General features: G+C 61.9%; 26 protein-coding genes. 10 read left to right on the top strand and 16 right to left on the bottom strand.

What is annotated here, in order from left to right; all coding sequences use genetic code 11:
• Positions 1–113 precede the first annotated feature (113 nt).
• Positions 114–794 carry a Crp/Fnr family transcriptional regulator gene (locus tag Q8O35_RS02335; RefSeq protein WP_305570168.1) on the top strand — a complete coding sequence of 227 codons (681 nt, stop codon included), beginning with the start codon at positions 114–116 and terminating at the stop codon, positions 792–794.
• Positions 795–866: 72 nt separating this feature from the next.
• Here Q8O35_RS02335 and Q8O35_RS02340 read toward each other — a convergent pair whose 3' ends face one another.
• Positions 867–1058: a ferredoxin gene (locus Q8O35_RS02340; RefSeq protein ID WP_305570170.1), complete on the bottom strand. Its 192-nt coding sequence runs from the start codon at positions 1056–1058 to the stop codon at positions 867–869.
• A gap of 82 nt (positions 1059–1140) precedes the next feature.
• The gene (locus tag Q8O35_RS02345; protein WP_305570172.1) at positions 1141–2445 is read right to left on the bottom strand and encodes a peptidase U32 family protein; all 1305 of its coding nucleotides are present in this window, start codon (positions 2443–2445) and stop codon (positions 1141–1143) included.
• Positions 2446–2602: 157 nt separating this feature from the next.
• Here Q8O35_RS02345 and Q8O35_RS02350 point away from each other — a divergent pair, with 157 nt between their 5' ends.
• Positions 2603–4378 (top strand): N-acetylmuramoyl-L-alanine amidase, encoded by a 1776-nt coding sequence (locus Q8O35_RS02350; RefSeq protein ID WP_305570174.1) that lies wholly within the window; start codon positions 2603–2605, stop codon positions 4376–4378.
• Between the two features lie 322 nt (positions 4379–4700).
• Here the strand turns inward: Q8O35_RS02350 and Q8O35_RS02355 are convergent, their stop codons facing one another.
• The 9 genes from Q8O35_RS02355 to hmcA all read right to left on the bottom strand — a co-directional run bounded on the left by Q8O35_RS02355 (position 4701) and on the right by hmcA (position 14290).
• Positions 4701–5195 (bottom strand): chemotaxis protein CheW, encoded by a 495-nt coding sequence (locus Q8O35_RS02355; protein ID WP_305570176.1) that lies wholly within the window; start codon positions 5193–5195, stop codon positions 4701–4703.
• A gap of 29 nt (positions 5196–5224) precedes the next feature.
• Positions 5225–7297 carry a methyl-accepting chemotaxis protein gene (locus Q8O35_RS02360; protein ID WP_305570178.1) on the bottom strand — a complete coding sequence of 691 codons (2073 nt, stop codon included), beginning with the start codon at positions 7295–7297 and terminating at the stop codon, positions 5225–5227.
• A 231-nt stretch (positions 7298–7528) separates the two neighbouring features.
• Entirely contained in the window at positions 7529–7945 is a 417-nt protein-coding gene (locus Q8O35_RS02365; protein ID WP_305570180.1) for an Rrf2 family transcriptional regulator, read from the bottom strand.
• A gap of 86 nt (positions 7946–8031) precedes the next feature.
• The gene (gene hmcF, locus Q8O35_RS02370; RefSeq protein WP_305570182.1) at positions 8032–9426 is read right to left on the bottom strand and encodes a sulfate respiration complex iron-sulfur protein HmcF; all 1395 of its coding nucleotides are present in this window, start codon (positions 9424–9426) and stop codon (positions 8032–8034) included.
• 45 nt (positions 9427–9471) lie between these two features.
• A complete protein-coding gene (gene hmcE, locus Q8O35_RS02375) occupies positions 9472–10152 on the bottom strand; it encodes a sulfate respiration complex protein HmcE (RefSeq protein ID WP_305570184.1) in 681 nt (226 codons plus the stop codon).
• 3 nt (positions 10153–10155) lie between these two features.
• Complete coding sequence (gene hmcD / locus Q8O35_RS02380) at positions 10156–10311, bottom strand: sulfate respiration complex protein HmcD (RefSeq protein WP_305570186.1); 156 nt, start codon at positions 10309–10311, stop codon at positions 10156–10158.
• Between the two features lie 12 nt (positions 10312–10323).
• Positions 10324–11484: a sulfate respiration complex protein HmcC gene (hmcC, locus tag Q8O35_RS02385; RefSeq protein WP_305570188.1), complete on the bottom strand. Its 1161-nt coding sequence runs from the start codon at positions 11482–11484 to the stop codon at positions 10324–10326.
• Positions 11485–12573: a sulfate respiration complex iron-sulfur protein HmcB gene (gene hmcB, locus Q8O35_RS02390; RefSeq protein ID WP_305570190.1), complete on the bottom strand. Its 1089-nt coding sequence runs from the start codon at positions 12571–12573 to the stop codon at positions 11485–11487.
• A 31-nt stretch (positions 12574–12604) separates the two neighbouring features.
• Complete coding sequence (gene hmcA, locus Q8O35_RS02395; protein WP_305570193.1) at positions 12605–14290, bottom strand: sulfate respiration complex hexadecaheme cytochrome HmcA; 1686 nt, start codon at positions 14288–14290, stop codon at positions 12605–12607.
• Between the two features lie 387 nt (positions 14291–14677).
• Between hmcA and hisI the strand changes: the two genes are divergently transcribed.
• The 3 genes from hisI (at position 14678) to Q8O35_RS02410 (ending at position 16260) form a co-directional block, all read left to right on the top strand.
• The gene (hisI, locus tag Q8O35_RS02400) at positions 14678–15055 is read left to right on the top strand and encodes a phosphoribosyl-AMP cyclohydrolase (protein ID WP_305570195.1); all 378 of its coding nucleotides are present in this window, start codon (positions 14678–14680) and stop codon (positions 15053–15055) included.
• Complete coding sequence (gene hisG, locus Q8O35_RS02405) at positions 15052–15933, top strand: ATP phosphoribosyltransferase (protein ID WP_305570197.1); 882 nt, start codon at positions 15052–15054, stop codon at positions 15931–15933. The genes hisI and hisG overlap by 4 nt, the downstream gene beginning before the upstream one ends.
• Positions 15934–16029: 96 nt before the next feature.
• Positions 16030–16260 carry a hypothetical protein gene (locus tag Q8O35_RS02410; protein WP_305570199.1) on the top strand — a complete coding sequence of 77 codons (231 nt, stop codon included), beginning with the start codon at positions 16030–16032 and terminating at the stop codon, positions 16258–16260.
• A gap of 18 nt (positions 16261–16278) precedes the next feature.
• Here Q8O35_RS02410 and Q8O35_RS02415 read toward each other — a convergent pair whose 3' ends face one another.
• From Q8O35_RS02415 to Q8O35_RS02425, 3 genes are all read right to left on the bottom strand, one after another.
• On the bottom strand, positions 16279–16617 hold the full coding sequence (locus Q8O35_RS02415; protein WP_305570201.1) for a GrlR family regulatory protein: 339 nt from the start codon (positions 16615–16617) through the stop codon (positions 16279–16281).
• Positions 16618–16693: 76 nt separating this feature from the next.
• Positions 16694–17413, bottom strand: coding sequence for a peptidoglycan editing factor PgeF (gene pgeF / locus Q8O35_RS02420; protein ID WP_305570203.1), 720 nt, complete (start codon positions 17411–17413; stop codon positions 16694–16696).
• A 26-nt stretch (positions 17414–17439) separates the two neighbouring features.
• Entirely contained in the window at positions 17440–18039 is a 600-nt protein-coding gene (locus Q8O35_RS02425) for a 5-formyltetrahydrofolate cyclo-ligase (RefSeq protein ID WP_305570205.1), read from the bottom strand.
• Positions 18040–18219: 180 nt separating this feature from the next.
• On the opposite strand from Q8O35_RS02425, the gene Q8O35_RS02430 reads away from it, so the two are divergent.
• From Q8O35_RS02430 to Q8O35_RS02440, 3 genes are read left to right on the top strand one after another with little or no spacing between them, the layout of a single operon-like run.
• Positions 18220–18900 (top strand): metallophosphoesterase family protein, encoded by a 681-nt coding sequence (locus Q8O35_RS02430; protein ID WP_305570207.1) that lies wholly within the window; start codon positions 18220–18222, stop codon positions 18898–18900.
• Positions 18900–19379: a 23S rRNA (pseudouridine(1915)-N(3))-methyltransferase RlmH gene (locus tag Q8O35_RS02435; RefSeq protein ID WP_305570209.1), complete on the top strand. Its 480-nt coding sequence runs from the start codon at positions 18900–18902 to the stop codon at positions 19377–19379. Before Q8O35_RS02430 ends, Q8O35_RS02435 begins: the two co-directional genes overlap by 1 nt.
• 32 nt (positions 19380–19411) lie before the next feature.
• Positions 19412–19630, top strand: coding sequence for a hypothetical protein (locus Q8O35_RS02440; protein ID WP_305570211.1), 219 nt, complete (start codon positions 19412–19414; stop codon positions 19628–19630).
• On the opposite strand, the gene Q8O35_RS02445 is transcribed toward Q8O35_RS02440, so the two are convergent.
• Positions 19597–20304 (bottom strand): 16S rRNA (guanine(527)-N(7))-methyltransferase RsmG, encoded by a 708-nt coding sequence (locus Q8O35_RS02445; RefSeq protein ID WP_305570213.1) that lies wholly within the window; start codon positions 20302–20304, stop codon positions 19597–19599. The genes Q8O35_RS02440 and Q8O35_RS02445 overlap by 34 nt on opposite strands.
• A gap of 781 nt (positions 20305–21085) precedes the next feature.
• Between Q8O35_RS02445 and Q8O35_RS02450 the strand changes: the two genes are divergently transcribed.
• Positions 21086–22105 carry a site-specific integrase gene (locus Q8O35_RS02450; RefSeq protein WP_305570215.1) on the top strand — a complete coding sequence of 340 codons (1020 nt, stop codon included), beginning with the start codon at positions 21086–21088 and terminating at the stop codon, positions 22103–22105.
• A gap of 95 nt (positions 22106–22200) precedes the next feature.
• On the opposite strand, the gene Q8O35_RS02455 is transcribed toward Q8O35_RS02450, so the two are convergent.
• Positions 22201–23157, bottom strand: a complete 957-nt coding sequence (locus Q8O35_RS02455) for a hypothetical protein (protein WP_305570217.1) — start codon at positions 23155–23157, stop codon at positions 22201–22203.
• A 646-nt stretch (positions 23158–23803) separates the two neighbouring features.
• On the opposite strand from Q8O35_RS02455, the gene Q8O35_RS02460 reads away from it, so the two are divergent.
• Positions 23804–24148: a hypothetical protein gene (locus Q8O35_RS02460; protein ID WP_305570221.1), complete on the top strand. Its 345-nt coding sequence runs from the start codon at positions 23804–23806 to the stop codon at positions 24146–24148.
• The last annotated feature ends 179 nt before the right edge of the window (positions 24149–24327 follow it).

Below are 24327 nucleotides of genomic sequence, written 5' to 3' on the forward strand. Positions count from 1 at the left end.
ATGAGCAGACGAGCGTGACAAGAGTGCGGCCTTGGCCCCGCGTCTTTGCCCATACTTGCAGTTGTGCTTCTCCGCATCCATGACTAAAGTCAAAACCGACGCGGAGGTGCGGCATGGAAAAGGACAAGCTTTCGGCTTTGGCGGTCATCAAACTTTTTGAGGGGCTGCCCAAGGCGCAATTGACGAGCCTTGCGGACATCGCTCTGCTCAAGCGCGCCAAGGCCGGGGATACCCTGTTCGAGGCTGGCCAGCCAGGCACACACTTCTATGCTGTAGTATCTGGCAAAGTGCGGGTGTACCGGGCGGCGCCCTCGGGCAAGGAGCAGATTCTGCACGTTTTTGGCGCGGGCGAAGCCTTTGCCGAGGTGCCGGTTTTCGAGGGCAAGACCTATCCGGCCAGCGCGCAGGCTCTGGAGGACAGCCTCATGCTATCCTTTCCGCGAAAGGAATTTGTGGAGGTGCTGCGGCGCGACCCGGAGCTGGCCCTGGGCGTCATGGCGCTCTTGTCCGCCCGGCTGCGCGCCTTTGTGGGGCAGATCGCCCAGCTGAGCCTGAAAGAGGTGCCGGAGCGCCTGGCAGGCTACCTGCTGCTCCTGCGTGCCTCGCAAAACCGTGACGACCTCACCCTGGACCTGCCCAAAGGCCAGATAGCGTCCTATCTGGGCACCATTCCCGAAACCCTGTCGCGCGCGCTCAAGAAGCTCACGGACCAGGGGCTCATCGAAATTTCCGGCAACCGCGTGGCCGTGCTTGACCCCGAGGGGCTGGCCAAGCTGGCCGAGGCCGGACGCTAGGGGCAAAGCGCAGGCAAACGGGCGGGAGAGACTCCTTCGCCTCCCCCGCCGCCGCCTCCGATCTGGCCGGAACTACTCCCAGGATATGCAGGTGACCGGGCAGGCGTCTATGGACGCCTGGATATCGTCATCCGAAGCGCCGCTAGGGTTAACCACCTTGGCCTTGCCGGAGTCCGCATCGAACTGGAACACGCCGGGGGCGAGCTCGCAACAGGTCTCGCAGCCGATGCATTCATCTTCATTGATCGTCACTGTACCGCCCATAGATTCCTCCATTTGAACCACCCCTACACCAGCCGCAGGGCTGTTGCCAAGGGGGCGCGCACCGGCAATCAGCGGCGGCGTGTCATCGGGCAAAGATGCCGGACCTGATCCCCGGGTGCTCGGCGCGCAGCACCGCGCGCATGCCCGGATGCCCAACGTCCGTCGGCAGACCAGGAGTGCTGGAGCCCGGACCATGCTCCAACCGGAAGCTGCCAGCAGCCAGCACAGGGCGCTCCAAGCCGGGCAGGATGAGGGTCATGCCCTCGGCCCGTCTGGTGTCGAAGGTGCCTTTGAGCTCCACGTCCCAGGCCGTGGCATCGGCGTTTGCCGGCCCGATGACCCGCAGCATGGGCTGGCGGCGCGGGGCCAGCCTGTCCAGGCCGGGAATCTCGCGCCGGGCGTCGGCGCCGAATAGTCCCGCCGTGAGCGAGCGCGTGGCCGCGTGGCGCAGCTCCGCAAGGGCCGCGCGGGGCTGAAATGCATTCTTCGCCAAAGAGTCCAGGGCGAAGCGCCAGGCATCGGCCACCACGGCCAGATAGGCCGAGCTGCGCGTACGGCCCTCTATCTTGAGGGCGTCCACGCCCAGGCGCGCCAACCAGGGCGCGTGCCACAGGAGGCACAGGTCCTGCGGCGCAAAAAACTGCGCCCACGGAGCCTCTCCCGGCGCATTGGGAGCATCGGTCCACTGCTCCAGCACCTCCCAGGCCTCGCTGCCCAAGCGCTTTCTTTCCTCCACCACGGCCCGCAGGCGATACTCGTAGCGGCAGGGATGCGCGCACGCGCCCATGCAGGCCGTGCGGCCCGTCTGGTTCACGCCGCGCTCCACCATGTGCACCGAGAGCCCGCAACGGCCGGAAAGGGCCATGCATTGCGCGCCGTGGGCAAAAATCTCCAGTTCAAATCCCGGCATCTGCGCATTACGGGCGCGGGCCAGGGCGGCGACCTCACCGGCGGCGCACTCACGCGCAAGATTGGCCCGCGTGGCTCCAAGATCGCGCCAGAAGGCCAGGCCTTCGGAATTGCGGGTATTGGCCTGGGTGCTCACGTGGATGGGCAGGTGCGGGGCCACGCGAAGGGCCAGCCGAGCCACTCCCGCATCGGCCACGATGAGCCCGTCCACCTTGGCCTCCACAGCCTGCTCCAGGCCCTGCCGCACCAGGGGCAGATCCTGCTCGCGCGGGCTGGCGTTCAGGCAGACGTAGACACGCACGCCAGCGGCGCTGGCCAGGGCAGCCGCCCGCACAAGGCCCTGGCCGGCGAACCCGGCTGCGCCTGCGCGCAGATTGGGGCCGTCGGCCCCCAGGTAGACAGCGTTGGCGCCATACAAGAGGGCCGTTTCCAAGGATTCCATGTCGCCACAGGGCAGAAGCAGTTCAGGGATGCGCATGGCCGGGTGGTAGCCTTGGCAGGCCCACGGGTCAAGCCACCCGAGCCCGGTTTCGGCGCTTATGCCTACCGACACTCTCTCTGGACTTTTTGTAGATTCTAAGGAATGATGAACGGAGCAAGGAGTGTGCGCATCGCCGCGACCTGCCCGGAGGACCATGCCGAAAGGGAACAAGCACTGCGCTGGGCGCACGGGACGCAGGGCTTTCTGGCTCGTGGCGCTCCTGTTTTTATCCCTGTGCCTGCTGCCGCCGGACTTGGCCCTGGCCGCCAAGGCAGCCGTTAAGTCCGGCGATCTTCCAGCCGACGCTCCGGTTCGGCGCTTCCAGACCCTGCTGGCCCGAAAGAACGTCACCAAAGAGGCCCTGCGCAAGCTTGAGCACGAACTGGAGCAGGCCAGAAGCACCCGCCCCGACGGCCCCAACGGTGCCAAGGCCACCTTCTTCCTGGCGCGCGTGCAGCAGGAAATCGCAAAAAAAACCGGCCAAAAGGCCGACTGGTTCGCATCCGCCGAGACCTTCGGGGCCTGCGCGGAGCGCTTCCCCAAGTATCAGCTGGCCCCCGACGCCCTGCTGCACCGAGGCACCATTCGACTCGAACGTCTGTCTGACCCCGAAGGCGCAGCCAGCGACTTCCAGACCATTCAACGCTCCTACCCGCGCTCACCTCTTGCAGGAAAGGCCGCCGCCCTGCAACGCCGCGCCGCCCAAGCCCCAAAGGGCACTGCGAAAAGGACCGTTCACGCGCCAGATGTTGCGCACGCCGACACCAGCCCCGCCAGCGCCGCAGACAAGCCGCAGCTTCTGGAGGTGCGCCCCAAAAACACAGGAGCAAACGCCAGGGTGGTGCTGGATTTCGATTCCCGCGTAAAGTACCGCTATCAGCTTCTGGAGCACCAGGGGGGCAAAGGAAACGCCGCGCGCTTCTATGTGGACCTCCTTGGGGCGCAGGCGCGTCCGGGGCTTGCCGAAGAGCAGCAGGTGACTGGGGGCATCCTTCGGCACATCCGCGTGGCCCACAAAGAACCAGACTCCACCCGCGTGGTGCTCGATTTCTCCGAAATTAAGGACTATCGCGTCACTGTGCTCGACGCTCCCTTCCGTCTGGTCATCGACGCCTTCAGCACCAGCGAGGCCAAGGCCAGCACGCCGCCCCCCATCTCGGCCCCGGTCGAACCTCCGCCTGCCCCGGACTTCAAGGCGCCCAAGGGCAGCCGCAAGAAGCTCGCGGAGAACCTGGTGGAGCAACTGGGTCTCACCGTTCGCACCATCATGATCGATGCAGGGCACGGCGGCAAAGACCCTGGCGCGCGCGGCTTCGGGCTCATGGAAAAGGACGTGAACCTGCGCATGGCTCTCATCCTGGGCAAAATCCTCAAGGACCGCGGGTTCCGCGTCATTTACACGCGCACCACGGATGACTTCCTGGCCCTGGAGGAGCGCACGGCCATAGCCAATGCAAAGAGGGTGGATCTGTTCATCTCTGTGCACTGCAACGCCCACGCAGATCCCACCATGCAGGGCCTCGAAACCTACAGCCTGAATCTGGCCCGCACTCCTGACGCCGTACGGGTAGCCGCGCGAGAAAACTCCGTGTCCGACAAGAACATCAGCGACCTGCAAATGATCCTCACCGACCTCATGCTGACCTCCAAGATCAAAGAAAGCGTCGATCTGGCGCGCGTTGTCCACCGCCAGGGCCTCTCGGCCATCCGCAACAAGTGGACCGTGGCCGACCACGGCAACCGCGAAGCTCCCTTCTATGTGCTCATGGGCGCCAAAATGCCTTCCGCTCTGCTGGAGATAGGCTACATCACCAACAAGACCGAGGCCGCACGCCTCAAGACTGACGCCTACCTCAAGACCCTCGCGCATGGCATCGCCGATGGCATTGGCGAATACAAGCAGCAGATAGAGCGCTACACAGCCAAGTAGTCAACGCCAGGGGCTCCGCCCTGGCACCCCAGCCAGAGGGCGCAAGGCTCTCTGGACTCTCCCCTGCGTGCAGTCTTGCCCAACGCAAAGCCGCCGGGCAAGACTGCACGCGGGGGAGATCCAATTATCGGGTATCAAGCGCCCTCCCAGCCCACTATCTTTCCGCCCTGACCCCAAAGAGAATCCCCGGAGCGCGTTGCGCTCCGGGGATTCTCTTTGGCCCTGCGGGTCCAGGGGTTGCATGCCCCCTGGCGGAGGGGAAAGGGGGTCCGGGGGAAGGGGGAGGCAGAGCCTCCCCCTTCCCCCGGTTGATCTTTTGCTGCTACGCGGCGTCTTTCTGCGTTTCGCGGGCCAAGGCCAGCTCTGCGGCGGAGAAGATACGCGCGATGTCCAGGATGATGATGAACACGTCATCCTGTTTGCCGATGCCCTTGATGTAGTCGGTGCTGATGGAGGTGCCCATGCGCGGCGCGCTTTCGATGCGGTCGGACGGAAGCTCGAACACTTCACGCACGGAGTCCACCATGCCGCCCATGATGATGCGGTCGCCCTCGAAGTCCACCTCGACGATAATGATGCAGGTGTCCACCGTGGTTTCAGCCTTGGGCATGCCGAATTTCAGGCGCAGATCCATGACAGGCACGGCGTGCCCGCGCAGATTGATAACGCCGCGCATGAAGTCCGGGGTGCGCGGAATTTTGGTGATGGAGGTGAGCTCAAGCACTTCGCGCACGCTGGCGATGTCCAGGGCGAAGACTTCCTTACCCAGGGTGAAGGTCAGGTGCTGACTGATCTCAATGGCGCTTTTCTCTGCCATATGTCGTCTCCTAGAGGCCGCTGCCCGGCCTAGAACTTCTCGAACTCGCCATCTTCGGCGTCTGGACTCAGGTCAAGCTCAATACCGCCCTTCTTGCCTGCCGCAGGGGCGGAAGGCGCGGGACGCGGAGCAGGGCGCGACGGGGCCTTGCGGGACGACGGTCCGGCGGGCAGGGCCTTCGGCTTGCTGGCGCGCAGGGTGCTTGCCCCGCCATCCACGCGGAAGAAGCTCATGGTCTGTTGCAGTTGCTGAGCCTGACTTGAGAGCTCCTCGCTGGTGGAGGCCATCTCTTCGGAGGCAGAGGCGTTCTGCTGAATGACCTGGTCGAGCTGCTGAATGGCCTTGTTGATCTGGTCCGCTCCAGAGTTCTGTTCGCCGGTGGCGGCGGCGATTTCCTGCACCAGCTCCGCCGTGCGCTGAATGTCCGGCACGAGCTTCATGAGCATCTCGCCGGCCTTTTCGCTCACAACCACAGTGGAGCTGGACAATTCGCTGATCTCGCCCGCTGCGTTGCCGCTGCGCTCGGCCAGCTTGCGCACTTCCGCAGCCACCACGGCAAAGCCCTTGCCGTGCTCGCCTGCGCGGGCGGCCTCAATGGCCGCGTTCAGGGCCAGCAGGTTGGTCTGGCGCGCTATCTCTTCGATAATGGAGATCTTCTCCGCGATGTTCTTCATGGCCACAACGGCCTTGCCCACGGCCACGCCGCCCTCCTGGGCGTCCTTGGCGGCCTGCAAGGCGATGCGCTCGGTCTGCTGGGCGTTGTCGGCATTCTGACGGATATTGGAGGCCATCTCCTCGATGCTGGAGGATACTTCCTCAATGGCAGCTGCCTGTTCCGTTGCGCCCTGCGACAGGGACTCGCTTGACGCAGAAAGCTCTTCCGAACCAGAGGCCACGTTGTCCGTGGCCCCGCGAACGTCTGCGACCACGACGCGCAGGCGGCCCACCATGTCGTTCAGGGCCCGGGCCAGCACGCCAATCTCGTCCTTCTGGTCTATGGCCAGATGGCCGGTGAAGTCGCCCTCGGCCATGCGCTTGGCGAAGTCCACGCCCTGAAGCACGGGCCGGGTGATGCTGCGCGTCAGGGCAATGCCGAGCACAAGGGCGATGAGCACGCCAAGGCACACCCCTACGAGCACCACGGTGCGGCTGATGGCGGAACTGATGGTGAGTTCCTTTGAGGCGGCCTCGGCCGTGGCCTCATGGTAGTCAGACAAAGCGTTGGCTGCTTCCAGGGCCGCATTCATCCGCGTACGCGACTCGCCTAAAAGCACGCCGCTCATCTCGCTGAAGAGCCGCTGGCCCTTGTCGGCTTCCTCAAGCGCCTTGCGGAACTGCTCAAAGGTCAGCTCCGCCGAGGGTCTGGTGACCTCGCTGAAGACGGCCTTGGCCTTGCTTGCGCCGCCAGCACCGCCAGCCATGTGCTTCTTAATATCAGAAATAGACTGATGGAAGCGCTGGTGCGATGCGGCCACCGTGGACAATGCCTCGGCCACGACCTTGTTCTCGGTCTTGAAACCGCTCGACCACTTGCCGAAATTACATGCGGTGTGGTCATCTCCGCCTTCAAAACTCTTGCCGAACAGGATCAAGGCCGAAACCTGGTCCATCAGCCTGTAGTGATCACCTCTGAATTGCTGCAGGCCAGCCGTCAAAGCGTCAGGCCGGAGCAAATCAGATTGAATGACCTGATCAGCCATTTCCAAGGCCTTGTTGTTGGCTTCGCGCGTGGCGATAAATTTGGCCTTGAGATCCTCAAAAAGGGCCTTGGCCTTGTCGTCAACCTCAAGCTTGGAATAGGATTCAAAGGCCTTTGAGGAACGCTCGCGCGATTTCTTTATGTTCTCGAACTGCCGCAGGCGGACTTCCTTGGGCACCTCAGCGCTCATAAGGGTGCGCAATGACTGCCCGACGAAATACATTTCGGACTTGATAGTCAAAGACTCCTGCACGCCAGGCAAGTCGGAAGTGCTGATCTTGGCGCTCTTTGCAGCAAGCGAGCTAAGCTGGTAAAATGCCAGACCACCAACGACGAGCGTGATCACTGCGACGATCAAGAAGCCGCCCAGCAGTTTTGTGCGCAGACTGAAATTCTTGAGCATGGAGAGCCCTCCGCGGAAAAATTTGTCCCGGCAGCGCGAGGGGCTTCCGGGCGGACCTTAAGGACACGAAGCCATCACCAAGCGTCACGTCCCCAAAAAACAAAGGTTATCAGACAGGTGAAGAACCAATGCAGTTAAGCCTATCGGCCTTCCCTAGTACAACCTTTAGACCATGCACGCACAAGGCACAAGGTGCCATGCGCAAAAATACGTTTCACCTTTTTCGGGGGGCTAGGGCAGTGATTTGAGGAGGCTCTGCAGGGTGTAGGTGTCAAGGGTCTCAAACATGGCCTGGTTGGCCTTTTCCCAAACATCCTTGGTGGGGCAGGATTCAAGACGGGAGCAAGAGGCGCAGGTGTCGCGGCTGAGGGAACAGCCCTTGAGAACCACCCATTCCTCCAGGGCGCGCACGATGTCGCCCACGGTGATGCTGGCGGCGGGCTTGGCCAGGACATGGCCGCCTTTGGGCCCGCGCTTGGAGAGCACCAGACCTGCCTTTTTCAGGCGCCTGATGAGCTTCTCCATATATTTTTCGCTGATGCCGGTGCGCGAGGCGATTTCTGCCACCGAGACGGGACCGCTATGGTAGTTCTCGGCGATGTCGATGAGCATTCTTGTGCCGTACCGGCTCTTTGTGCTCAGGCGCATGGACTCTCCGAGTTCAGGGGGATGTTATGACGAAAAACGGGGGGAGAGACTCATTTCGGCCTCTCCCCCCGCAATGCGAGGCAGACCTATTCTTCTTCCTGCGGCTGCAAGTGCTCCGGCACGATCATCATGCTGATGACCAGCGGCTTGAGGAAGCTCCACTTGATGCCGATCTTGAACTCTTCCTCAAGGTCGCGGATTGCGTCCCAGCAGTTGTGGCAGGGCGCGATGACCAGCTTGGCGCCGGTGTCCAGGATCTGGTCGCGCTTGACCATGAGGGCGCGGTTGCGCTGCTTGCGGAAACGGCCGATGCCGTTGAAGCCGCCGCCGCCGCCGCAGCAGTAATTGTGCTCCTTGTTGGGGCTCATCTCCACGAAGTAGCCGGGCTCCACAAGGTAGCTGACGATTTCGCGGGTGATCTTCTTCAGGCCGTAGTTGCGGATGTAGTTGCAGGAGTCCTGCAAGGTCACCAGCTGCTTGATACGCTTGGCCGGGTCGATCTTGATCTTGCCCTCGCGCAGGGCCTCAGCCAGCCATTCCGTGTAGTGCAGGTACGGCTTGGGCGTCAGGCCGTCGGGCCGTCCGGCCCAGTAGGGGCCTTCAATGACCGTGGCGCGGTGTGCGTGTCCGCACTCGGTGCCAACGGCGCGCTTGGGGTTCAAGCGGTCAATGGCGGCGTACACGTGCTTCACCTGCAGGGTGCAGGCCTCCCAGTCCCCCGCGAAAAGCGAGAGGCTGGTCTGCTCCCAGCCGGAGCTGGGCACGGTCCAATTCTCGCCAGCCACGTGGAACAGCACTGCGGCCTCGGAGATGTCCTCCGGGTAGTGCTTGGGCTCGCGGGCGTTGACCGTGTACATGATGTCCGCGTCCTGCTTGTCGATGGGGATCTCAAGGCCAGGCCATTCGTCCTGAGCCTCTTCAGCCATCCATTCGCAGGTCTCGGTCCAGTCCTCGTCGGTAACGTTCATCTGGGCCTTGAACACGCGGTGCATGCCCGAGCCGATCTTGAGCTCCCAGGGAACAAAGCCCTGCGAGTACAAAAGGCCGCGGGTGTAGCTGAACATAACGCCCATATCGATGCCGTAGGGGCAGTACTGGCCGCAGCGGTTGCAGCAGGTGCACTGGCTCCAGGCCACTTCCATGGCCTGACGCATGAAGGCGTTATCGACATCGCCGTTGCGCTTGACGATTTCGCCCAGGGTGGACTGGATCTTGTAGGCCGGGACCTGCTTCGGGTCACGATCATTGCAGAGGTACAGGAAGCAGGAATCGGCGCACAGCCCGCAGTGGGCGCACATGTCGAGCCAGGTGCGCAGGCGGGATTTGCAGGTGTTCTTGAGGGACGTGGCGAGCTTCGCCTTGTCGACGTCAAGCTCTTCCATTTCCGCGTAGTATTGCTTGCCGCCCTTGTCGCCCAGGAGGGCCTCAAGGTCTTCCTGGGTGTTCACGGGCGTACGGTTGCAGAACTTACCTTCGGGCATTGCTTTCGTCTCCTTGACTGCTTTGGGGGCGTGGCGGCTTTAAGCCTACCAGGCCATATTCGTGCCCTTCATGCCGCCGCGCTTAATGCCATAGTCCATGCCAATCTGACCGCGGGTGAGGAAGAAGCCCACCATGTGGAACAGCTTGGTGAAGGGAATGGCAAGGAGCATCACTTCGCCAGAGATGATGTGCGCGTAGAGCCAGACCTTGTAGTCGCCGCCAAGCTGGTGCACGGCCATGAACCCCGTGAAGAACGGGGCGATGGTGATGACCAGCAGGAGGTAGTCGTAGAAGCTCGTGATGATGCGCACTTCCGGCAGGGCGATGCGGCGCACGATGATGCACACGCCGGCGATCATCATGCCAACTGTCAGGATGTCGGCCATGTACATGGGCAGCGCAGGCCAGCTGATGCCGAAGCGCATTTTAAGAATCACCGCGTGTCCCAGGAGGAACAGCGGGGTGATGACTATGCCGATGTGGAAGACAAAGAACATGATGGTGAAGATGGGCTTCACCTTCCAGCCCTGGGAGCCGAAGGGCACGACCCAGGAGAGGATGCTGTTGGCCGCGCCGCGCACGCCATGGGCGGTCTGGGTGCCGTAGGCTACGCGGTCAAGCTTCCAGTCCAGGCCTTTGACGTAGGTGTACACGCGCCAGGCGAGCCCGCCCACGAACACCAGGAAGGTCAGCCACAGAAGAGGTCCGGTGATGATCTGATACATGGCCTACTCCTTGTCGTGCTCAGGGAACTTATGGAGTTCCTCGTCGCGCGAGGTAATGAACGCCCAGATGCCCCAAAAACCCACCACGAACAGACCCATCAGGATGTAGGTGATGCTCTTGGTGTGCATCATGAAGTCGTGATAAACGTAGTAATCCACGATGCGCCTCCTTTAGTGGGCGTCCTTGTATTCGGGGTGCTCGAAGAAGATGGGCATGCGGCTGACGATGAAACGATACACCGTCACGCCCACTGTCACCACGAAGATGGAGAGCATGATTTCCATCAGGCTCGGGAAGTAGCGCTGATCGGCAGGGAGCTGCCAATTGAAGGCCACCATGGACACGTTGAAGCGGTTCAGGATGATGCCGACCACAGTAAGGGCGGCAGTCCACTTGATGAGCTTGATGTTCTTCTCGCGGGAGCCGATGGCGTAGAGCAGGCTCGGCAGGGCCACGAAGCCCAGAACCTCGACCAGCCACCACGCGCCCCACCCGGTGGCCAGGTAGTGCCAGTTGTTGTCGTAGGCCACGGCGACCAGCTTCACGCAGAAGTAGGCGGCAAGTGCGATGGAGGCCCCGCGGGCAAAGCCGAGGATGACTCCTTCGTGCTCGTCCAGGTGGGTCTTGTCCATCATGTGGTGCCAGGGCTTGTGGGCCAGGGTGCCTTCGAAGATGACCATGGACAGGCCTGCCGGGATGCTCGACACGAAGAAGAGCACGGCCAGGTAAGGCGAGTACCACAGGGGGTGCAGCTTGCTGGGCACGGCGATGTACAGGGCGCCGAGGGAGCTCTGGTGCAGGGTGGACAGGACCACGCCGAAGATGGTCAAGGCCAGGGTCAGCTTGTGCACGGTGTTGCGCAGCTTTTTCATGCCCAGCCACTCGAGGGCGGCGGGGCTGAATTCGATGGCCAGCACAGTGACGTACAGGAAGACGCACAGACCCACTTCATACAAGAGCGACGTGGTGCCGGGCTGCAGGAAGATGGGGTACACCAGGCGGTAGGGACGGCCCACATCGAAGTGCAGGGCGAAGACCACCAGAGCGTAGCCCAAAAAGGCCGTCAGGATGGCCGGGCGAACTGCGGAGTGATACTTCTTCATGCCGAACAGGTAGCAGGCGGAGCTGGTGGTATATCCGCCGGCGGCCAATGCGACGCCGCACAGCAGGTCGAATCCGATCCAGACACCCCAGGGGTTGTTCTGATCGAGGTTGGTGACCGTGCCCAGGCCCTTGGTGAACCGCAGCACGGTGATCACCAGGCCTATGGCCAGGATGATTCCCGTAATGATGTTCACCGGGGTCATGAGAGACTTGTTCTCGGTAGTCATTTAGGCCCCCTCCCCGTCTTTGTCGGCGGTTTCGGTTTTGGCGGCTTCGGCCTCCTTGCGGGCGGCCTCGGCCTCCTCAAGGGCGCGCTTCACTTCGCGCTCCACGGCCTGGACCTTGTCGCGCTCGGCGCTCTCCATGGCCTTGGCAAGCTTGGCTTCGCCCTCGGCCTTAGTGGCGGCCTTGGCGGCCTTAACGGCAGCCTTCTGCTCTTCCTCGGCCACCTTTTCTTTACGCTTGTTCATGGCCCACACGCCGCCCAGCAGCGCCGGCCAGAGAGCCGCCACCATGGGAACGACGGACAGCGGACCAGCGCTGATCTCTGGCACGCTCTTGGTGCCCAGGTCCTCGCGCATGCCCAGCGCGCTGAAGCCGTCGGTGCCGGCCATGTACAGCCAGTTGGTGCCGCCCATCTCCTTTTCGCCGTAGATGTGCTTCACGTAGCGGCCAGGATTCTTCTTCATGCGCTCGCGGGCGATCTCAATGAGATCGTCGCGCTTGCCATAGGTCAGGGCTTCCTTGGGGCAGGAGATGACGCAACCGGGAGCGTTGATCTCGCCCTTCTGGATCTGGTCATGGCACATCGTGCACTTCATGACGCGGGGGGTCAGGGGATCGTCGTACTCGTAAGCCGGAACGTTGAACGGGCAAGCAACCATGCAGTAACGGCAGCCCACGCAGACGTCGGCGTCATACGTCACAGATCCATCGGGATTCTTAGTGAAGGCCCGGACAAAGCAGACCGATGCGCACGCAGGCTCCATGCAATGATTGCACTGGATCTTGCGGAACAGCGGGCCGCTCTTGCCCTGGTACTTGTTCACAACAGTATAGGTCTTTTCATCCGTGCGGCGTTCCTTCTCAAGGACGGCCAGGTCCTCAAAAGGCTTGGGCGGCGCGGGCAGCTTGTTGACCTTGTTGCAGCCGGCCTCGCATTTGCGGCAGCCGATGCAACGGGTGGCGTCGAAAAGGACGCCTTTTGCATCAGGATAGCCGTCAAAGGATTTGCCACCGGCGGCTTGCGCAGTCGTGCCCAGGGTGGCCGTGATCCCCGCGGCGCCCAGCAAGCCGAGAAACTGTCTTCTCTTCATGGACGTGCTCCTTATTGTGCCGGGGTCCGGCCTACTTCTTCTTTTCCTTATGACAGCCCGCGCAATCCGTATTGAGGGGCTTCTTCAGGGCCATGGACTTGTGACAGCCCATGCACTGACCGTGATACGCGGCCTTGAGGCCCGGGCGGCTGGGCTGCTTGTCGTCAAAGGGCTTGCCGTGACAGTTCACGCACTTGGGCGGCTTCTTGCTGCCTGCAGGGGTGTTGTGGTGGCAGGCCTGGCACAGGGTGCCGGGGTCCGCGTGGAACACGCCGGACATCTTGGAGTCCTTCATGTTCTCCGCGAGCTTGAGCACGATCTTGCGGTGCGGCATTTCAGACGCCTCGTACTCGTTCACCATGCTCTTGATGATGACCTTTTCCGGGATGTCGTCGATGGCGAAGATATCGGCCTTCTCAGGACGGTCCTTCAGCAGGGTCGCGGCGGCCGCGGCCTTTTCCTCGGGCTTCATGTTCCAGTAGGCGGGCATGGAGCCGGGCTCAGCCGGAACGCTCAGCTTGCCGCCGATGTGGCACTTCTTGCACGAGGCCTGGGGCGGATTCTTGCGCGCCTTCAGCTGGTCGTGGCAACCGGCGCACTTGGGCTCGGCCTTCTTGGTGTTGTGACAGCCCACGCAGCTCTGCTTCGCGGTGGCGCGGTGCATGGCCTGCTCAAGCTGCACAAAGCCGCCTTCCTTGCTGCCGGAGAGGGTGTGGCACTTGTTGCAGGCCTTCAGCTCCTTGTGGTGGCAGCTGCGGCAGGTGTCCACGCTCTTCTCGTGGGCCTTGTGGTTGAACACCGACGGGCTCATGGCCAGAGGCTTCATGCCTTCCACAGGCTTCTCGATGCTCATGAGGGTCAGGTCGGGCTGGCCGCGGCGGATGAGCTTGGTGCCCTCGGGAGCCTTGGCGACCGCTTCCTTGTTCTTGGCGGCGATCTTGTCCTGGGCGTCCTTGCTGTGGCAGCCGGCGCAATTAACCGGGCCGGTCTCCTTCTTGCCAGCCTTGGCAAGGGAGAGGTGGCAGCTCACACAGGAGGCGTGGGAGGCCTCGGCCAAACTGCGAGATTCCTTGCTGGGCTTCTGCAGGTGGCACACGCGGCAGGACTCTTCCTTGCCCTTGGCGTAGAAAGTCTTCTTGGTTTCCTTGTTGTACTCGTGGTGGCAACGGTTGCAGTTGTCCTTCACGGCCTCGCCGGACTCGGTCTTGAGATCCGAGGGGATCTCCTTCGTCTCGGTGTGGCGGAAGTGCAGGGCATTGTTAAAGCCTGCAGGCTGCTTCGTGGAGACGATCTTGCTCTTTCCATCGTGGCAGGAGCGGCAGTCGCCGTCCAAGGGACCGGTCTTCTGACCCTTGCCCGCAAGGTCGGTGTGACAGCCGATGCAGTTCTTGTGGTAGATCGTCTTGACCTCAGCCGAGGTCGTGTCCTTCTCGCGCATGTACTTGACCACGAGCTTGCCGTCTTTCTCCAGGTGGCAGGACTTGCAGTCCTTGCCAGCCTTTTCAACGGCCGCCGTGTGCTTGTCATGCAAGAACGTGACAGGCGGCAGCTCCAGCGCGCCCAGGGATTTCATGGCGTCGATCTTCACCACGTCGGCCCTGGCGGCTGCATTTGCCTGCGTCTCCCCGACCCCCTGCGCCTCAAGGCTCAGGATCGAGACCACGGCCAGGACAAACAGGGTCCCGGCGCTCAGCAGCAGCACTCTTCCTTTTTCCATGTTGTTGTTCCTTGCCTCGTACGTTTGAGAGGGTTTGCCTCAACCATGAACAAGTCACTTCACGCAGCTCCGGAAAGGCAGCCAGCACGAAATTCCGCCAGAAAAGTAGGGAATATTGTCTTCCCCGTGACTACCGAATTCCGTCAACCGAGTCAAGGGAGCCTCGCGATATTGCCACATTTTGTATGAAATAATTCCCCTTCACAACCATCTGGTTATGCGGATTCCAGGGCCTTGTGATATCCGGCACAGAACATTCCCCACCAAAAAATCGGATTTATGCGGCTCTCGCCGGGCGCGTTGGACAACCGAGGCCGGATTGCGTATACCCGCTCTCGCTGCAAGGCGGGAAAACCCCGCACGCAGACGATTCTTCGCGAGGTTTCCATGCTCAGACCTGATTTTGCCAAATGCAGCGGCCTCGTCCCTGTCATCGCCCAAGAGGCGCAGACCGGCGAGGTGCTCATGCTGGCCTACATGAACGAGGCAGCCTGGGACAAAACGCTTGAGACCGGCGAGGTGCATTACTACAGCCGCAGCCGCAACACGCTGTGGCACAAGGGCGGCACCTCCGGCCATGTGCAGAAGGTCCATACCATCCGCCTGGATTGCGACGCCGACACGGTGCTGATCCAGGTGACCCAGCTGGGCGGGGCGGCTTGCCACACGGGCCGCAAAAGCTGTTTCTACCGCGAACTTGCCGGCGACACCGAACGCGAGTGCTCGCCTATGGTATTCGACCCCAAGGAGGTCTACGGAAAATGAGCGAACCGAAAAAACTGAAGCTGGGCATTCCCAAAGGCTCTCTGCAAGACGCCACCCTCAAGCTGTTTGAAAAGAGCGGCTGGAAGATCCGCCTGCACTCCCGCAACTACTTCCCCGACATCGACGACGAAGAGATCTCCTGCAGCATGTGCCGCGCCCAGGAAATGTCCGTCTACGTCGAACAGGGCGTGCTCGACGTCGGCCTCACGGGCAAGGACTGGATACTTGAGAACAATTCCGATGTGGTGGTGGTGAGCGACCTTGTGTACTCCAAGGTGAGCAACCGGCCCGCGCGCTGGGTGCTGGCCGTGGCCGGCGACTCACCCTACACCAAGCCCGAGGACCTGGCGGGCAAGAAGATCGCCACGGAGCTGGTTCAGTTCACCAAGAACTACTTCGCCGAGCGCAACATCCCGGTTGAGGTGGCCTTCTCCTGGGGCGCCACCGAGGCCAAGGTGGTCGAGGGCCTGTGCGACGCCATCGTGGAGGTGACCGAGACCGGCACCACCATCCGCGCCCACGGCCTCAAGATCATCAAGGATCTGCTTTTGACCAACACCCGGCTCATCGCCAACAAGAAAGCCTGGGAAGACCCCTTCAAGCGCGCCAAGATCGAGAAGATGAACCTGCTGCTGCAGGGCGCGCTCAAGGCTGAACGCATGGTGGGCCTCAAGATGAACATGCCCAAGGCCAAGATGGACCAGGCGGGCAAGCTTCTGCCCAGCCTGACCTCGCCCACGGTGAGCAATCTGTCCGATCCGGCCTGGCTGTCCGTTGAGATCGTGGTCGAAGAGTGCGTCGTGCGCGACCTGATACCCGAGCTCAAGGCCCTGGGCGCAGAAGGCATCATCGAGTATCCGCTGAACAAGGTCATCTAGCCAAAACAAAACGGGGCGTCTCTCCATATGGAGAGACGCCCCGTCTTTCATCGCAGGCTCGTCATTCAGAAAACGTGTTGATCACCGGGGGCGCTCATGTTCACCAAAGTTGGAATGCTCATTGCGCTTCTGCTGGTGTTCGTGGGCTACCGCTGGGGCAAACGCAAGACGCTTGAGCGTTTCCAGCCGCCGCCCGTGCAGCAGCCCGTGCGGCCTCCGGTTCAGCCAGCAGCGTCCAAGCAACCGTCCTGGCTCTCGGTGCGGGTGCTCATGGGCGTCGTCATCGTGCTGCTCGTCATCGCCATCCTGAGCAGCCTGCAACGCTAGCCTGCCACTTCCCTGGGCTTACTCCGCAAGCTCTCCCAGCTTCCGCCCCACCACATTCAGACGGATTCCCTTGGCCTCGCGGATGGTGCCGAGAGCGCGGAATCCGTCGACCCGGTTTTCCGTCACTTCAACATCAAGGTTGATGGCCTGCAAAGGACCGAAGGACGGATATTTCTCGCCCTGCATGTGCCGGATCTCAACAGTCAGGAGCACAGTATCGCCGCCGCCAGCCTGCAGCCCCCGAAACACATGGGTGTCGTTTGCGCCGTGCACGCCGCAGGCGTCAAACACGACGATCCCCTCGCCCATGGTGGCAAGGCTGGACTGGAACGTTACGTGGTAGATTCCTCGAAGCATTGAAAAAACCTCACTCACAAGGGGTTAGCGTCCCTCGTACTTGAAAAAGCCTCGCACGGGAAGGTTCACCGGGAGGTTATTCCGCGCCGCCGCGCATCCATATGAGCGACATCATGCGCCCGGTGGTGCGCTTTGCGCGGTAGGAATAGAAGTCCTGCGGGTTGGACTGAGTGCACTGGTCGATGCCAAAAATCCGTTCCGGCAACAGACCGGCGGTCTCCAGTTGGCTCCTGGTCAGCCGCCACAGGTCCACGGTATCGGCCTTGCGGCTGAAGAACGGCAGGAACTCCTGGCCGAACTCCTGGGCGAAATGGATAAACTCCGAGCGCTCCGGCCCGAGGCTGGGGCCGCGCACGGCATAGAGTTCGCGAGGTTCGCAGCCATAATGGGCGCAAAGGCGCGCCATCGCGCCGCCCGGCAGGTTCAGCACGTTGCCGCGCCAGCCCGCATGCAGGGCGGCCACGAAGCGGCCAGACTCATGCGCGATCAAGATGGGTTGGCAATCCGCGGTCTTGATGACCAGGGCCAGGCCGGGCGTCGAGGTCGCCAGGGCGTCGCCCTCCAGTGAGGAGGCCGCGTCCAAAGGCGTGGCCGCAGGACCGATGTGCAGCACGTCGCCGTGGACCTGCTTGAGTTCGCACCAGGAGCCTATTCCCAATTGCCGCGCCAAGGCCCGGCGGTTGGCGGTCACGTGAGCCGGATCGTCGCCCACGTCATAGGACAGGTTGGCCCCGTCAAAAGGCGGCAGGCTCACGCCGCCCTGGCGCGTGGTGAAGGCGCACGAGATCCCCTCCAAGCCAGGGAAGCTGAAGGCTATGGCCCCTAGCGGAACCACTTGAGCTCGCTTTCGGTGCACACGGCCTGCACAGGCTCGTCCCAGGCGTTGGTCGGCAGCACCGGCAGGCGCTGGAAATCGTAGCACAGGCCGATGGTTACGGCCTCGTCCATCTCGGGCCGGGCCAGCAGCCGGTCGTAGTAGCCGCCGCCGAAGCCCAGGCGGTAGCCGTGGGCATCAAAGGCCACGGCGGGAACCAGCACCAGGTCCGGCACGAAGTTCTCGCCCGAGTCCTCGCGCGTGGCGCAGCAGGGCGCAGGCTCCATGATGTTGAAGGAGCCCTCGGTGAGATCCTCCTCGCAGGTGCAGGCGCACAAGTCCATGAAGCCCGGCTGCTCCGGCCGACAACGCGGCAGAAGCGCAATGGCCCCGCGTTCCCACAGCTCAACCAGCAGCGGCCGCGTGTCGATCTCGTTCTTGATGGGCCAGTACAGCAGCACCGACCAGGCGTTCTTCCACTCAGACAGGGCGCGCACGCGCTCGGCAACGGCCAGGCTGGCGCGCTTGACCTCATCCGGCGAGAGCGCCAGGCGCTGCTCGACCAACATTTTCCGTAGCCTGTCTTTTTCTTGACTCGCTTCGTTCATTATCCCCCCCTGAAAGGCCGGTTTCGGGCACCCCCGCACCCTTTGCGCCGCAAATTTGTGTATGCTATGACCGCCTCGAATGGAAGTGAAAAAATCCGCACATCCTGGTAGGGATCTACGCCATTCACCAACAATGAATGAAGGATAGAACATATTCGCAACAACCCGAGGGGGCGGCAGATGTATTGGATAGTGGTGGGGGACGTGCACGAGAGCACGGGCATGTTCAAGCGGATACCCGGCATTGCCGAGGCAGAGGCGCTCATCATCTCCGGCGACCTTACCAACCGGGGCGGACCGACCCAGGCCGAAGTGGTTATGAGCGCCGCCCTGAGCGCCAATCCGCGCGTCCTTGCCCAGGTGGGAAATATGGACGGACCGAGCGTCACCGAGCACTTGGCCTTGCGCGGGCAGAACATCCACCGGCAGGCCCTGCTCCTGGCGCCCAGCCTTGCCCTCATGGGCGTTGGCTGTTCCATCACCACGCCCTTCGGCACCCCCAGCGAAACCACGGAGCAGGAAATGGCCGTGTGGCTGGCTGAAACCCACGCCAAGGCCAAGTCCCTTGCCTATCCCCACGGCGAAAGGGGCGGACACATCCTGGCCATCATCCACAACGCCCCCCACGGCACGCGCCTGGACCGCCTGCCGAACGGAATGAACGTCGGCAGCACCGCCGTGCGCGCCTTTCTTGAAGACGCCCAGCCCGATATCTGCGTCTGCGGCCACATCCACGAGGGCCTGGGCGAAGAACGCCTGGGCCGCTGCCACGTGCTGAATCCGGGGCTGCTGGACGACGGCGGATTTATCCGCGTGGAGCTGAGAGACGGCAGGCTCTCGGCCAGCTTGGGGCAAATTTAGTGGCCGCAGGCCTGGGCTGCCTGTTCGTGGGCAAATGCCGGGAGGGCTGCCTGCGCGATGCGGCGGATCTCTACGCGCTCAAGCTCTCGCGCCTGGCTCGCTGCGAGGTCGTCATAGTGAAGGACGCGCCCGCCGCCTGCCCGCCTGCGGAGAAGTCCCTGCGCGAAGGCCGCGACCTGCTCGCCAAGCTCCCGCCAGGCGCGGTGCCGGTGATACTTGACGAACGCGGCGAAATCTGGTCCAGCCGCGAGCTGGCTGTGAAACTCAAGGCCTGGGAAGACGCTGCGCGCACGCCCTGGTTTCTGGTGGGCGGGGCCTTCGGCCTGTCGGACGAGGTGCGCGAGCGCGCCAGGGCGGGCGGGGCCATGTTCTCCCTCGGGCGCATCACCCTGCCGCACGAGCTGGCCCGCGTGGTGCTGCTTGAGCAGCTTTACCGCGCCGCCAGCATCAACAAGGGCCTGCCATACCACCACGACTAGCGCCAAACAGATACGCCTCAAAGGACACGCACATGCTCGATACAGCCCACCTGGACAAGCTCACGGACTACTTCAACTCCGGCGACCTGGAGTTTGACTTCGAACACGGAGACGAGGAGCGCCGCCAGGCCATTCTTGGCTATCTGGAAAAGCTCATGGACCTGGCGGATCAGGCCGACGAGCTGGCCACCAAGCTCATCTTCAAGGGCGGCATGCTTCAGGCGCTGGCCAAAACAAGCGACCAGAAATAACGGCTGCGGCCGTCCGCAGGATACTCGAGGCTGGACTCCAGCCGGAAGCCAACGCCCAGCTCATCGCCCTGCCCCACCGGAGGCGGCTCGTTGGCCAACACCACCAGCCGTCCGCCTTCAGCCAACAGCTCAGCAGCCAAGGGCAACAGCTGCGGCCAGGGCATGAACGCCCGGCTGAGCACCACATCCGCCCGCTCCCTGGGCTGCGAGAGCTTGAGCTTCGGCAGCTCGGCCAGCACCACCTCGGCCCGGCCATGCACCACAAAGGTGCGCGGCAACTTCACCGTGCCCACGGCCTGGGACAGAAAGATCGCCCGCTTCTCGCGCAGCTCCACCAGCACATAGTCGCCATCGGGCCACAGCACGCGCAATGGGATGCCCGGCAAACCAGCGCCGGCGCCCAAATCCAGGCAAAGCGGCGCTTCAGGCAGGGCCAGGCCCTTCAAAAACTCCGCAAGGTGCAGGCTGTCCGCCGTCAGATCACGGAACACGCCGGGCCAGTCCGAGCGGCCAACCAGATTCATGGACCTGTTCCACTTGAGCAGAAGCGTCAAATAACCGGACAAGGCCTCGGCCTGCGGCGGCAAAAGCTTGAAGCCTGAGCGCCTGGCCTCGCCAGACACCTCGCCCGGGGCCGGTGCATACGGTTTCGGTTCGCTGCGTTTTTTGATCATAGGCCGTTTCTACGCGGGCAATCGCGCCAGGGCAAGGGGCCGTCCAGCACGGCGGGACGGCGGGACGAAACCCGCAAGACACCAGGGGCGCCGCCCCTGGACCCCGCCAAAGGGCATGCGCCCTTTGGAATCCGCAGGCTCGCCGGGCGTGACGCCCGTCGAGGGCGCTGCCCAAGGCAGCGGGCAGGGCTGGCCTGGGCGGCTTTGCGCACTCCCCGCCAATCGGCCCGGCGCGGCTTCGCGGCGCTGCGCACCGATAATCCGCGCCGGACCGATTGAGGGGAAACGCCCGTTTAAGGAACGTTGGTGATGGCAAGGGAGACACCCCCATCCCGACACCTCCGCAAGCGAAAGGGCTTGGGACGAGCTTTGCTCGTCCCAAGCCCTTTCGCTTGCCATGAGGGGGTCCGGGGGGAATCATTCCCCCCTCAGTGGCTATCATTCCTCGAGTCAATCTATCAGATTTTCAGCACTTATACAATCAATACAGCGACTATGCGCTGAAACAGCTTTCCGCAATTTCCCGTTTGACACCGCTCAATCCCGACTTATACTGTTGCTCGTGTCCCGTTAGTGTCCCGTGGGATGCGGCCTTCAAAATGGAGAGCGGAGGTAACCGATGGCTATCTTAGTCGTGTGTGCGTGCAAGGCAGTGTATAGCGAGAAGAAGCGCGTTTGTCCAAAATGTGGGAAGGCAAAAAAGGATCGCGGGACACGCTACCAAGTCGTCATCAGGGAAGGCGGTCGAGGGACACGGAAACATACGCGTTTCGCGAACACCATGGCCGAAGCCAAGCAGGTTGAGCTTCAGATACGCACCCAGCTTGACCGGAATATCAACCCGAAGGCTGTAAGAAAGGGCATCACCCTCGGCGAGATATTCCAGCGCTACATCACTTTAGCCAAGGATCCAACTGCCGATGAACACAAGAAAACCTGGCCAAAAGATGAGCAACGCTGGCGTGACTATCTCGCCCCTGCTTTCGCCAACCGCCGAGCTGACGCCATCTCCCGCGCTGATGTCTCGACGTTCCTCAAAGCGTTGGAGGGCAAACTTTCCCGCGTCGGAAAACCGCTTGCGCCTGCCACACGCAGACACGTGCTACACTTGATGCAACGCTTGTATAATTGGGCATATGACGAAAAAATTTACCGTGGGTTCAATCCATCCAAAAAAGTAACTGTGAAAGTCAAAAACGCCATCGGAAGAGCACTTACCCCCGAACAGGCAAAACATCTGCTGGCCACACTTCAAGGCTACGGCGGGGATACCAAGCCGCTTGTGGAACGGATGTGCGCCTTAGGGCTTCTGTTCGCGCTCTTGACCGGTCGCCGACTAGGCGAAATATGCTCATTGCGGAGAGACAAGGTTGATATGGAATTCGAGGAGGCTGAATTTTTTGACGAGAAAAATGATTGTTTTCTAACGGTGCCACTGGGCCGAGAAGCCTTGGATCTAATCAATCAAGCAAACGAAATCGGGCTCAAGGACGCAGAGATTGTTTTTCATCGCGAGAAAGGGGCGAGCATTTACAGCGCAATGCAATACCGGTGGAGGAAGCTCCGAGATAGCGTTGGTCTCGCTGGATTCAGGATTCATGACTTCAGGCACACTTTCGCAACCTGGGTGAAACGTAAAGTCGGCCTGCTCGCTTCGATGGGGCTAACTGGGCATACTACCGTAACGAATGCAAAGATTTACGAGCATACCGAAGATGACGTGTTGCGGCGTGGTATCGCCGCAGTAGCGGAACGGGCGGGACTTCGAAATGGCGAGAAGGACGACAAACCGACGAGCTGATGTGGGCAGCTCTTGAACCGGAGAACAAATCCTCCGGCACCTCGTGGGCGAGAGGAAGAGATCCCTCTCGCCCACATTTCTTTGAACGTGGGTTGCTAATGGTGGATGTTGATGATCCCTTTTCCGAGCAGCTTGAGTCTGCCTAGGCTTTCAACGTCCCACTCGTGCGGCGTGATGAAGAGCTTGTCCACCGCCCAATTATCGGCCGAAAGACATACGCCTGAACGCGTGCGTCCGTTGTGCCATATCATGCGCGCAGTTGGGGAGGTCGGCGCATAGTCATGCCGCAAGTCCCCAGCGTCCTCCAGTGGCGGCCGCTCCGAGGCGCTGCGCAGTATGTCGTGCGTCAGAGGGGTGTGTCGCCGCGGCCTAAACTGCCGGGTGATATCCGCAGCGGTCTCTTTCGCTTCTGCCGAAATCTCACCCGGCGCCCACGACTCGCCCCACATGCTGACGTTGCGCACGATGACCCGCGCCGCCAGTTCAAGCGGATATCGGGCTGCGAACATCACGCCCGGTGCCCTGACAAATGACACGATTTCCGAACCGGCGGGCCTTGCGAAATCACCATGCGGCCACAAGTGTCCGACTTGACGGAACGGCGGAATGAGCGGGTCTGCCACTGGAATCAAGAGGCCGCACACTGGCAGCATCTGCGCTGTGATGTCGCCGTTCTGCGACGGCCAGGCGCCGATGAGCTCGACAGAATCCTGCGCGCCGAGAGAACCGTATGTGTAAGGTGTTCCGGACGCGTCGTAACGGAACGAGGCTGGAGCCAGAGCCTCCAAGGTCTGGATGACCCTACCATCCACGGAGAGATTCTCGGCGTAGGCTATCAGGCGCTGCTGGACGCCCACGATGTCGCGCACTGCGACACGGAAGACTTCGCCGCGAGGATCGAGGCAGCCAACAAGGCTGATGGCCTCGGCATGGTCGCAGGCGAGGATCAACTGCCGGGTCGAAACGATGCGGCACGGCTCCCCGGTGCGCCGTGATAAGCCGGGGAGGACGATGCTGCAGGAGAGGGTGGTGAGGACATAAACGATCGGCATGAAAGCTCCTTTGTTGAAAGTCTCGGATAAGACAGGAGCCGATTACCACGCCTGGATTGCCTTGGGAGCCCCCCCTGGAGTGCCTCGGGGGAAATTGTTTCAAAGGGCATCTCAGCCTGCCGTGCGCTAGCGAATTGCAACACCCGGTCGTTCCAGCTTCCTTCCGCCTTGTTTCCTTCCGCCTTGTTTCCTTCCGCCAACCATCGCTACCCGCAGGGTAGCACGAGCGCGGCACGCCGCAAGGCGACCCCTTCCGGGGGCGGCTACGCCGCGCCTTGCAGTGTGCCGCTTGCTCGCGCTGGCTGTCCGCTGCGGGCGACGGTCGGAGATGTTTTCGGGGGGCTCCGGTCATAGATAGCTGTTGGGTTGTTATGCCGGCATGATGCTGTTCAAAATGGGGAAGCCGGTGGTGCCCTATGCGGTATCTCCAGAGTCTTGCGGAGTGCCTCCTCAACCAACCCGGTCCAACTCCACCGGGGCAAATGGCATGGGCATCTCAAGCACCTCCCTAAAAACTACCGCCCAAGTAGCCACACACTACCAGAAAGATATTCAACATGCTTAAATTGATCACTTTCTCCTGGGCTCTTTTGCCTATATCTGCTATATTGGCAGCAGGTCAAAAGGAACAAACCAGGAGAAGAACATGGCCGGACTCATCATCAGCGCGATCATTTTTGCGGCGATTGCCTGGTACCTGCGCACCAGGGAAAAGACCACCGAAGAGACTGTGATCTCCGACGACCGTGCCTACTGGGAGGAGGAGGATTTCTGGGACACTGGCAGCAGCGCCGATGGCTTTGGCATAGGTATGTGCGGCATACCGATGCTGACGAGCATGCTCACCGACATCACATACGCCCACCTGGGGTGCAACATCTACCACAACATGTTTGACTCCAGCCTTGATGACAACTCATGGCTATCCAGCGACGACGACGATTCCTTCAGCGACGACGACTGCTGGTCTTCTTGCTCCAACGACGACTAGCCCCCCCGTGAAGGTTGCCCAACGGCAGCCCCCTCCGTCCAAAGCCGCGACAAACAGACGTTTTCCCTGAGCGGCCCCCTGTGGGGCCGCTTTTCTTTTTCAGGGGCTCCGGCCCGCTACGGTTTGGAGGCGCCAGGGCAGCTCCGTGACCTCACCGCGCCTGCCCAAGGGAGGGGCCT

Origin of the sequence: Humidesulfovibrio sp., assembly GCF_030689645.1 — a bacterium.
GTDB lineage: Bacteria > Desulfobacterota > Desulfovibrionia > Desulfovibrionales > Desulfovibrionaceae > Humidesulfovibrio.